Here is an 11,332-nt window from a genome sequence, read left to right as displayed (position 1 = left end):
CATAGTAACGACGACCGGGATAGCCTTCGGCGTATTTGTTGGTCATCACCGAACCCTGCGCCTGCATCACGGCGGCAGAGACGATGTTCTCGGAGGCGATCAGCTCGATCTCATCGCGCTGACGGCCCAGTTCCGACGTGATCGAGCCAAAAAGCTCAGGATCGCGATCCGACAGGGATTGCGTGAAAAAACCGTCTGTTCGTTGCGGGGCGTTCACAGCTTGTCTCTCCTATAGAAAGGGGCTCAACGCGGCCGTGGCCGCATTGTCAGTCAATTTTTGGCGTCTCAGATCACGCGGTCCCGAGGCTCGCGGCCTTCGAAAAAGTCGCTCAGGTTGTCGAGAACCCGGAATCCCATCGCCTCACGCGATTCGCGTGTGGCGCTGCCCAGATGCGGCAGCATCACGAGGTTGTCGCACTGCAACAGGTCCGGATTGATACGCGGTTCGCCGTCGAACACATCCAGCGCGGCCCCGCCGATCATATCGAAGGACAGCGATTGGATCAGGGCCCGTTCGTCGATCACCTCACCGCGGGCGGTGTTGATCAGGAACGCATCGGGTTTCATCAGGTCCAGCCTGCGCGCATTGATCAGGTGGCGATTTGCAGCACCGCCAGGGCAGTGCAGCGAGACAAAATCACACTGCGGCAGCAATTCGTCGATGGAGTCCACCTGTTTCGCATTGCATTGGGCCAGAACGTCGGGCGATACCGCGCTGCGGTTATAGACCAGTACGTCCATGCCGAACCCGTGATGGGCGCGGCGGGCCATTTCCTGACCGATGCGGCCATAGCCGATGATGCCCAGCGTCTTGCCGCTGACCTTGGTGCCGATCAGATGCGTAGGCCGCCAGCCAGTCCAGTTACCTGCGCGCAACTCGCGTTCGCCTTCACCTGCGCGGCGGGCGACCATCAGCAGCAGGGTCATCGCGATGTCGGCGGTACACTCGGACAGAACATCGGGCGTGTTGGTGACGGTCATGCCCAGACCGCGCGCCGAAGGTTCGCAGATGTGGCTGTATCCGACACCATAGTTGGCAAGGATTTTGGTCTGCGCGCCGGGCACGTCCAGTGCTTCGGCGCTCAGCGAGTCCGTTACTGTCGGCAAAACCGCGTCATAGGATTTCAGTGCTTGCCGGAATTCGGCCGGGGACATCGGAATGTCCCCGGTATTTAGCACGGTGTTATAGTTCTCGGCCAGTTGCGCCTCGACGGCGGCAGGCCAACGACGGGTAACCAGGACCGAGGGTTTCACCATCACGCGGCCTCCATCACTCGGGCAATTGTCTCACCGATGACGGCCGGGTTTTCGGCGACAGTCACACCGGCGGCGGACAGGATTTCGACCTTTTCGCTGGCGCTTTCGCCAAAGGCCGAGATGATCGCACCCGCGTGACCCATGGTGCGCCCTTTCGGGGCCGTCAGACCGGCAACATAGGCAATCACCGGTTTGGTGATGTGGTCGCGAATGTATTCCGCAGCTTCCGCCTCCTGAGGGCCGCCGATCTCACCGATCATCGCGATGATGTGAGTGTCCTCATCCTCTTCAAAGCGCTGAAGGATGTCCTTGAAGGACGAACCATTGATCGGGTCACCACCGATGCCGACGCTGGTCGAAACACCGATGCCACGCTCTTTCAGCTGTGCGGCGGCCTCATAACCCAGCGTACCCGAACGGCCGATGATGCCGACATTGCCGGGCAGGTAGATATGGCCGGGCATGATCCCCAGCAGCGCCTTGCCGGGCGAGATGGTGCCCGCGCAGTTCGGTCCGGTCAGCACCATGCGCTTGTCCTTGGGATAGCGGTACATGTAACGCTTGACCCGGATCATGTCCTGCGCCGGGATACCGTCGGTGATGCAGACGCAGTAACGGATACCGGCATCTGCGGCCTCCATGATGGAATCGGCAGCGAATGGCGGCGGAACGAACACCAGGCTGGCATCCGCGCCGGTTGCTTCGACAGCCTGTTTGACCGTGTCGAAAACCGGAACGCCCTCGACGGTTTCACCGCCTTTGCCGGGGACTACACCGCCGACGACATTGGTGCCGTAGTTCAGCATGTCCTTGGTGTGGAACCGCGCCATGCGGCCCGTGATACCCTGAACGATGACACGCGAGTCACGATCGAGAAGAATGCTCATTACACAGCCCTCATTTTGGTGCCTTGAGACAGGTCGTTTTTCCATGCGCCAACAGCGCGTTCGGCGGCTTCCATCAGCGTTGTGGCGCGAATGATGGGCAGGCCCGATTTGGCAAGAATTTTCTGACCTTCCTCGACATTGGTGCCGGCCAGACGCACGACGACGGGGATGTCGATATCCAGCTCTTTCAGCGCCTGCACGACACCTTCGGCCACCCAGTCACAGCGGTTGATACCGGCGAAGATGTTGACCAGGATCGCCTGAACGTTCTGGTCCGACAGAACCAGACGGAAGGCTTTGGTCACGCGTTCGGGCGATGCGCCGCCACCGATATCCAGGAAGTTGGCAGGCTCGCCACCGGCCAGTTTGATGGTGTCCATCGTCGCCATGGCCAGACCGGCACCGTTTACGATGCAGCCGATGTTGCCATCCAGGCCGACATAGGACAGGCCACGGTCCGCCGCGCGGCTTTCACGAGGGTCTTCCTGGCTTTTGTCGCGCAGTTCCGAGATCTGCGGGTGACGGAACAGGGCGTTGTCGTCAAAGCTCATCTTGGCGTCCAGCGCCACAACCCGGTCGTCGGCGGTAATGACCAGCGGGTTGATCTCGACCATGGTGGCGTCCAGATCGCTGAACGCGGCATAGCAGCCCTGCAATGTGCGGACCATTTGCTGAACCAGTTTCGGCTCCAGCCCCAATTGGAACGCGATTTCACGCGCCTGGAATTCCTGCAGACCGACAGCCGGTTCGACGATTGAGCGGACGATGCTGTCGGGACGTTCGGCGGAAATCTCTTCGATTTCCATTCCGCCTTCGGACGACGCAACGATCATCACGCGCTGGCTGGAACGGTCCAGCACGAAGCCGAGATAGATCTCGCGGTCGATCGGCACGGCGGATTCGACGTAGACGCGGTAGATGCCCTTGCCTTCAGGGCCAGTCTGATGCGTGACCAGCTTGCGTCCGAACATGTCGTCGCACGCCTCGTAAATCTCGCTTTCAGTGTCGCACAGCTTGACACCGCCCGCCTTGCCGCGACCACCTGCGTGGACCTGTGCCTTGACGATCCACTTGTCGCCGCCCAGTTCGCGGGCACGATAGGCCGCCTGTTCCGGGCTATACGCCAAAGCTCCCGAAGGGACATCGACGCCGAAATTCGAAAGAATTTCTTTCGCCTGATATTCGTGGATATCCATCTGATCTGCTCCTAATCTTGCAGCGATTTATGCGGCTATTGAGGTGCCGTAGCGGCTTTCCAGCAATGCCTCGATTGCGTCGTGATCCACCGTGCCGCCCAATTCGCGCAGGGCTTCGGCAAACAGGCGAACAATGCGGCTTACGGCTTCGCGGTTGAGTTGGTTGAGGATACCGATGCGAACCTGCACAGGTGCGCTGAGCGTCGGCCAGATGCCAAAACCCTGCGCCCGGCAGTTCTGCACCAGTTCCATTTCGCGGCCTGCCAGTTCTGCAGGCAGGTTCAGCACCACAAGGCTGGGCATGTCCGAAGTGACTTCGCATCCCATCGCCGTTACCGCGTCACGCAGAACCTTTTCATGCGTCCGATAGGAATGCGACCGTTTCATCAGCCCTTCCTGCAGTGTCAGACGCAGGGATTCATGGAAGGCCGCGACGGCGTAACCGGAATGGGTTCGGTGATAGGTGCCCTTTTCGACGTCTGCACCGTCCACGATGCCCCAGTGGCGGGCCTCGAAGATCGGGTTGTGAACGTATGTGTATGCGCCGGTTGCTTTCAGTGACGCGATATAGGCGTCGGTAAAGCTGACCGGTGCGTAGGTCAGCGGCAGGCAGCACAGGCCTTTTTGCGGGCAGGATGCCCACCCGGCGATGCCCGGGTAGTCGTCAATCGAGAAATCGTCGACACCGAGGGACGAAACAGCATCAATCAGACCCATCGCGCCATGACGTTCACAGGCATCCGAAAAGCCGCGCAGGTCATTGATGCGGCCCGAGCCGGTTTCCCAATGCGCCATGAAGGCCCATTTCGGTTTATGTTCTGCCAGTGCGGCCTCGACCACGTCGCCGGTGACCGGTTGACCGTGCGCGATGTCCACCACTGTCACGCTTGCCGCCTGCGGATTCTGTGGGTTGGCTGCGTGCTCCTCGGGCGTTGCTGCCTTGATCCGCAGGGTCAGCCCATCGATTCCCGAAAATGTGCCGTTGGTAAAAGCGACAACCTTGTCACCCGGCATGACGGCCGAGAACATGGTGTCCAGCGCGCTCCAGCCTGTACCTGCAACCGCGAAGGTATAGGTGTTCTGGGTGCCCCAGATTTTCCGCAACATGTGCTTGCATTCGATCATGCCCCGGAGGACATCGCCCTGCATATGGTCGGCAACGCCTGCACCGGCGAAGGCTTTCAGGACGCGCGCATCCGTGTTGCCCGGCCCCGGCCCTGCGGCGAGGGTCTCGGGGATTTCGAGCGGAGGAAAAATCTGAAAGGTCATCGGCTGACATCCTTGGCAGTTGTACGGGCATTGCGGCCCGCTGTGTTAAGATGCCGATCAGAAAACGCGAACTTGCCTAGGGGCGCAACGTAACTTACTACTGCTTTTGGATGGCTAAAAGTATGGGTGTACACCTACCCATTTAGGTAAAAATACAAAGGTATACAGTGGAAGAACCTACCCATTTGGGTAGAATTTTCCAAAACAAGGGCAAATTCATATGGTTGAGACAACAGGCAAACCCATCGACATCATGCTTGCTGACAGCAATCCGCTGGTTCTGTCCGCCATGTCGGAAATTTTTGAACGCGATCCCCGATTCTCGTTAGTAGCCACATCAGCAACGGCCGAAGGGTTTCTGGGAGCCGTGATGCGGGTACCCATTCAGGTTGGCGTAGTGGACTGGGTGCTTCCGGCCTTGGGCGGCGCCAAACTGATCGAGGTTCTGCGCGATCAGGCCAATGCTCCGCGTTTTGTCGTCTATGGCGAAACCTCAGGAGATATCCCACGATTGGCCATGCAAGCGGGAGCAGCCGGGTTTGCCGCCCGTTCAGGAGATGTCGCAACCCTGCTGGAAACCTGCGCCGAAGTCGCGGCGGGTAAAATGGTGTTCCCTTTCATCGATGTCCGGAAAATGAAACAGGACCCGATTGAAAGCCTGTCGCGCAAGGAACGCGCCATTCTGGAAGCTCTGGCGCAGGGGATGTCCAACAGGGACCTGTCCAAGGAGCTTCAGATATCCACGAACACGGTCAAGTTTCACCTGTCGAATATCTACGAGAAGCTGAACGTGAAGAACAGAACGCAAGCCATCGCGTATTACTATTCGTCTCAGCGGGCCGGAGACTAGGACGAAAACGATTAGGATGACCGGGCATGCCTGAAATCAGAATAAATGTCGTCGGCGCAGGACGGGTTGGCAAAACTCTGGTCAGCCTTCTAGATGGGGTTGCACGCTGCTCGATCCAGGATGTTCTGAGCACATCATCTCAATCGGCAGATGAGGCGGCCCAACTGTCACGGGCAGGGCGTACTGCTGGCAGTTACTCCGATATGCGGCCTGCCGACCTTTGGGTTATTTCGGTTCCCGACACGCAAATCGGTAATGTAGCGGGTGAGTTGGAAGAAGCTTTCAGGGATCGCGAACCGCACGTTAGGACTCCGATCGCGTTCCATTGCAGCGGGTACTTTCCTGCCCAGCAATTGGCCGCATTGCGGACTCTCAACTGGCAACTGGCCAGCGTCCATCCGGTGATGTCCTTCGCGGACCCTCTGGCCGCTGCAGATCAGTTCAAAGAGGCATTATGCGGCCTGGAAGGCGATGATGAAGCCATAGCGTTTATTCAGCCGCTTCTTGAAGCGCTGGGCACCACATGTTTTCCCATAAGGTCCGAAAGCAAAAGCCTGTATCATGCGGCCGCAGTGATATCGAATAACTTCACCGTTGTCATGCAGGCCATCGCCCGCGAAGCCTGGGCAGAAGCTGGTGTGACGGACGAGATTGCCCGCAAACTCAACGCAGGTTTGCTAAGCAGCACAATCGAAAACGTCGACCTTCTTGGCCCACAAGGTGCTCTGACCGGGCCAGCGGCGAGAGGAGACGAAGAGGTCGTGACCAAACAGGGTGGCGATGTGGCGGCTTGGCACCCAGATGCTGGTGAAATCTATATGCAAATAAGCGCGCTTGCGCGGAAGCTTAAAGCGACTGGGTCCACGCAATAAACGTCAGATCATTTGCCGCGCAGCTTCAAAAGAAGCTGCGTACGCATTGGAATTGGAAGGCTGGTATCGCGCCGACGACCAATTAGATCGTTCGCGGGTTTTCTCGGCTAGGAATGCGTTCGAAACGCGTCGCGGAACAAGGCTTACCCGGGCGTTTCTTTCGCGAATCCCTCATACATGTTACGTTAGGTCAACTTTCTAGGTTTGAAGATTTTACCCAGTCACTCGGTTTTTTGCAGCGCTTTCCAATGAGGTGACTTCATGTCCGATTCCAACAGCGAGCCCCCGCGCATAACGCTGTCCCTTCCGACCTCGCGACCAAATCCCACAATCTCGGCGGAAATCTCCGGCGCTGCCGGTTTCGCTGCTGAAAGTACTGATGATCTCAGGCGGGTTGAAGCCGACAAGCTCAAGGCGCTGCGCCGTGGTGTCGGCATCGACCTGTCCGCCGACGTGATCAACGATCTGGTCGATCAACGCGTGCAGGCGACGGGTGCGGTCTTTCGCCAGCTTGCGACCATCCGTAAGGATCTGGCCGGAGGTTTTCTGGGCGCGGTTGTCCCTACCCTCGCCCCGAGACTGCGCGGTGAACTGATCAATCCCGATGGCACCCCCGCCGAACGGGTGATCGTTGAAGCGTTGCGCCCCACCTTCACCGACAACGAAGGCATCGACAATGCGGGGTTTTCCTGGGCGGTCAAAGCGGCCGTTACGGACGCGCGGGGCCTGTTCTCGCTTGACCTGCCCAATCTGCGTCTGCCGCAAAACGGCCTGAGGTTGCGGGTCCGTGGACAGAACGCCACGTTGATAGAGGCGGTGCCGCGCATTGATGCCTTGGACGGCGAACTTGGGCTCGTGGTGCTGGACCGTACCCTCCTCCCTTTGCAGCGTTCCATCATTGCCGAGCTTGCGGATATCTTGCCCGTAGATCCTGAGGATGCCGAGGAAAACATATCTGACTTCACCGGCACGCAGGCCCCTATCGTGTTGGGGGAAGGTGATTGCGCCTCGGAATACCGCACCGAAGGTGGCACGGTTTCGCGGCGCCGGTACTCGGTTCTCTACCGGCTGATTGATCCGCTTGTCGGGCCGAAAAACATTGTCCGGACCCGACCTGTTGGCGGTGGACGCTTTGTCACCACAATACCGGGCAGCACTTTTGCCCAGGCCAACCTGTCAGCCGAAACACTGCTGAGCGCTTTCAACAACGACGGCGGCGACTGGGATTTCCGCGATCGGATACCGATTGACGAACCCATTGATATCGAGGATTTTTTCGAAGATCTTGAGGCGCGCCCACAGGACGTGCCCAAGGCGTCCAGTCTTGCGCTTGGCTATATCGCCAAGATGCGCTCGACCGCTGTTCACGCGGGAATGTCCTTGGGTCGGCTGATCTATTCCCTGCCGCTTGCCCCGGGCGAGGAGCAGCGGATTGTCGTGTCAGAACAGCGCGAAACCCTGACCGTGCGCGAACGCGAAAGCCTGACCTTTGAAGAGCAGCAGGAATTCGAAGAAGCCCGCGATACCTCTTTCGACAGCACGTTCTCAACTGCACTGGACGAAGTGATCCGGGGTACGTCCTCTTTCTCGACCAAAGCCTCGACAAAGAGTTTTGGTGGCGCTGGTGGCGTTGGTGGCGGCCTGTTCGGTGGCATCGGAGCCATAGTTGGCGGGGTCGGCTTCAGCGGTGCACGCTCCAGTTCAAACTCATCGGGCAGTTCGTCCAACACGCAAAACACGTCTCGCGACTTTCTGTCGGATACGCATGAGACATTCTCGGCCGCGCTGGAACGGGCCGCTTCGGTCAAGCGCAGTTCCGCCCGGACCAGTGTGCGCACGGCGACGGCAAGTGACCGGCGAACGGCGACGACCAAGTTTGTGGCCAACCGCAACCATTGCCACGCGATGACCATGCAGTGGTTCGAGGTGCTGCGCGATTTCTCTTTGGAAACGCGCATCGAAGGCGTTCAGTTGGTGGTCTTCGTTCCCATGCAACTCATCCGCTTTCGCCGGTTGGGACAAGGCGACCAGTTGCCCGGCAATGTCACCCGGTCCGGATTGCTGAGCCGTTACAAAGTGATCCTGCGCCACGCGGAAGTGTTTCGTCGCGTGTTCCGAAACCGCCGTAGATTCCACACGGCGCTGAAACTACTCGAGGAGTTTTATGCCGACAAGGACGCGACGCCGCAGAACGCCCCGGGTGTCGCGCAGGACATTGTCAGTTTCGAGGCGCAAGGCACCTTTATGCCCAATGACGACATTTCGGCTGTGATCTTCACGCAGGATGGTGACCGCGTCGGACCGGTGCCCCTGACCGGATCGCCTATTGATATCGACAACTTGCATGACCTTCCCGCAGAAACACGCGAAAACCTGCTGGTTCGGCTGGCTGACGCGCGGCGTGATCCGACGAAACGGCGGACCTATACCGGGTCAGTGGCATTGCCCCGTTCGGTTGAGCGGTCGGATATTGCCCGCGTCGAGCTGCGCAGGCGGACAGGATCGTTCGCTTATTCCTTCTATACCGGCCCTGATCCGATCAACATCTTCAACATCTGGGAACATATCTCGAACCTCGAAGACGCAGATGATCTGGATCGCGCCACGCGCAACATCAACCGCAGCCTGCATACGACGATCTCGGGTTCGAACTTCGACGATCTGGTCGGCGCACCGATGGTCAGCGAGTTTGAGGCGCGCATGAATGAAGACGCCCAGACCATCGTTGACGACAATACGTTCCAGGCCCTGCCTGCCACCCTGCCCTATTCCGTGCGGGAGGTGCCGGACGTGCTGTCGCGCCGTGATCTGCGACGGATCGAAGAAATGTACCAGCACATCGTTGCCGACACAGTTCGTTATTCCCGCGTGATCTGGGCCAGCATGACGGACGAAGAACGCGCGATCCTGCTGGAACGTTTCACGATCGGTGTACCGGATGGTGGGTTGGATGATGCCTCCAGCGAGATATCACTGCTCAGCACAGTTCAGAACAAGGTGTTGGGATTCTACGGCAATGCAATGATCATGCCGTTCTCGATCCCGCCCGATCTGGCCGACCGGATGGAGATGCGGACCGGCGACATTCAGGACAGTCTGTTGGCCTTCCATCGGGAAGATTTCCGACCACCCCGTCGCACGATCTCGCTCCCGACCCGGGGGCTGTTGGGCGAGGCCGTTCTGGGCCGTTGCAATTCCTGCGAGATGATCGATCATCGCCGCTTCTGGAATTGGCAGGACAGCCCGACGCCGCCGCCAGTGGGTGATGCGCCGGTCTTGCCCGCGGACAGCGATGCCATCTTTGGTACCCGTGCACCGTCAGACCTGCCGAGCAATCAGCCTTCGAACACGCTGACCATCGCAGGGGGCGACATTGGCACCGGCCAGGCTGTGCCGACGTCGCAACTGGCCGAAATCCTCAAGGCCGCGCCTGATCTTGCGCGGGCCGGAACCGATCTGACCGGCCTGAAGGAATTACAGGCCCAACTGGCGCTTGAAACGCAATCGGTTGCTGCCGGTCGCGACAAGGCCATCGATACAGCGACAGATCTGACGAAAGAGCTTGTCGGCAAAGCCACCGAGCTTGCGGGCAAGGGGCAAGAGATCGCCGCGGCCCGCAAAGAGGAAGAGGCCAAGAAAGCCGCTGCCGACAAGAAAGCGTTCGATGCCAGCAATGCGGCAAAACTCAAGGGGTTTGAGGACATTGCCAAGAACGCTTCGGGTGTTTCCGCGCTGATCGGCGGGCAACCGGAAGGCAACCAGGCGGCCTTTGTGCAAAACCTGTTCAAGGATTTCCCTGGCGGTGCTGCTGCGCTGGCCAATCCCTCTAATACGCTGCTTCTAGCCAAACTCTTTGGAGCCTTCACCAAGGCGAACACGGATGCTGATGATGGCAGTGCAACCAAGACCGGCAGCCAATCGGTTCTGGATTTCCTCAATGGCCTGAGCGCCCCCGCGGAGGACGACGATGACTGACACCAGCACGAATGTAACCCCCGACCCCGGTATCGATGAAAGCCTCGCCGAGGCCATTATCAATATCCTCGAGACCACCAACTCTCCGGCGATTCAACGCGCCCGAGAGGTGATTGCCCACAGGTTGGCCATTGCAGGCGACGTGGCCCCGTCCCGTATCCCTGCGCCGCGCAACATCACCGAGATTGGCGGCTACATCAATCTGCTGAGCGAATATGGGGAGGCTGAACAGCGCTCGCGCATGATTGCGGCTGCTTTAGGCATTGCAGGGCCGCAAATTTCTCTACCGCAGCCCGGTGCTGTTCCGCCGATGTCCTTTATCACCCGTGACGGTGCCCGTCCTGCCGGACCGCAACAGCCCAGCTTCCCGTTGAGCTACACGATCCGCAGTGACTTTGTTCCGGCCTTCGACAACGCGCTGCAAGAAATCACGATCCGGGGTGGTGCAGTTCCGATTTTGACACCTGTCAGGACCCTTCCAGCTGCAGGGTCTGCGCCTGCAACGGACGGTGATGCGCAGTTGGCCCTGATTGGCCGAACCCTCAGCCTGGCCCCAACAGCCGCGTTGCACGCCGTTGCCACTGACCCCCTGTCGCTCAGCCGCCCAACCGCAGGTGGCGGGTTCGAGGTTCTGGCGCGGGTCATCGACCCTGCAGCTCCGATTGCCGGAACCATTGCGGCTGCGGATTGGACAAGTTGGGAATGTGATGCCGCTGCCTGTTCCGAGGTCGACGCCAATGATGCGCGCTTTGCACTGACACCATTGCTGAATGCGGCGGGTTGGCATCAGGCCACCCCTCCTGGCAACCCCAACAGCCTGTCCGATCCGGGCACCTGGGCCGCATGGCGCAACATTACGGGGCTTGTGCCTGGAGTGACGCGCTTTGCTGAGGAATTGCAGTTACTTTACCCTGCAGAGATGCTCATCACCTCGCCGGTGTTCAATCAACTGGACAATGTCTGGACAGGAGACGAGTTCGCGACACCATAGCGAAGCCGATTGATACGCAAGAAAGTGATTTGGCA

8 protein-coding genes and 1 pseudogene are annotated in these 11,332 nt (G+C 59.3%); 4 read left to right on the top strand and 5 right to left on the bottom strand.

The window, feature by feature from the left end:
* The 5 genes and pseudogenes from glyA to ACR0LF_RS21855 all read right to left on the bottom strand — a co-directional run.
* Positions 1-217 (bottom strand): annotated as a pseudogene (glyA, locus tag ACR0LF_RS21875) (serine hydroxymethyltransferase); the annotation flags it as partial.
* Positions 218-285: 68 nt separating this feature from the next.
* Complete coding sequence (locus ACR0LF_RS21870) at positions 286-1,257, bottom strand: 2-hydroxyacid dehydrogenase (RefSeq protein WP_480583529.1); 972 nt, start codon at positions 1,255-1,257, stop codon at positions 286-288.
* Entirely contained in the window at positions 1,257-2,144 is an 888-nt protein-coding gene (gene sucD / locus ACR0LF_RS21865; RefSeq protein WP_480583532.1) for a succinate--CoA ligase subunit alpha, read from the bottom strand. Before sucD ends, ACR0LF_RS21870 begins: the two co-directional genes overlap by 1 nt.
* Positions 2,144-3,340, bottom strand: a complete 1,197-nt coding sequence (locus tag ACR0LF_RS21860; protein ID WP_480583534.1) for a malate--CoA ligase subunit beta — start codon at positions 3,338-3,340, stop codon at positions 2,144-2,146. The genes sucD and ACR0LF_RS21860 overlap by 1 nt, the downstream gene beginning before the upstream one ends.
* A gap of 27 nt (positions 3,341-3,367) precedes the next feature.
* Complete coding sequence (locus ACR0LF_RS21855; protein ID WP_480583537.1) at positions 3,368-4,609, bottom strand: pyridoxal-phosphate-dependent aminotransferase family protein; 1,242 nt, start codon at positions 4,607-4,609, stop codon at positions 3,368-3,370.
* 220 nt (positions 4,610-4,829) lie between these two features.
* Between ACR0LF_RS21855 and ACR0LF_RS21850 the strand changes: the two genes are divergently transcribed.
* From ACR0LF_RS21850 to ACR0LF_RS21835, 4 genes are all read left to right on the top strand, one after another.
* A complete protein-coding gene (locus ACR0LF_RS21850; protein ID WP_480583539.1) occupies positions 4,830-5,459 on the top strand; it encodes a response regulator transcription factor in 630 nt (209 codons plus the stop codon).
* Between the two features lie 26 nt (positions 5,460-5,485).
* Positions 5,486-6,331: a Rossmann-like and DUF2520 domain-containing protein gene (locus ACR0LF_RS21845; RefSeq protein ID WP_480583542.1), complete on the top strand. Its 846-nt coding sequence runs from the start codon at positions 5,486-5,488 to the stop codon at positions 6,329-6,331.
* A 261-nt stretch (positions 6,332-6,592) separates the two neighbouring features.
* The gene (locus ACR0LF_RS21840; RefSeq protein WP_480583545.1) at positions 6,593-10,306 is read left to right on the top strand and encodes a hypothetical protein; all 3,714 of its coding nucleotides are present in this window, start codon (positions 6,593-6,595) and stop codon (positions 10,304-10,306) included.
* Entirely contained in the window at positions 10,299-11,297 is a 999-nt protein-coding gene (locus ACR0LF_RS21835) for a hypothetical protein (RefSeq protein ID WP_480583548.1), read from the top strand. Before ACR0LF_RS21840 ends, ACR0LF_RS21835 begins: the two co-directional genes overlap by 8 nt.
* The last annotated feature ends 35 nt before the right edge of the window (positions 11,298-11,332 follow it).

The sequence above is a fragment of the Ruegeria sp. E8 genome (genome assembly GCF_056533985.1).
This window is presented reverse-complemented; position numbering and strand designations above follow the sequence as displayed.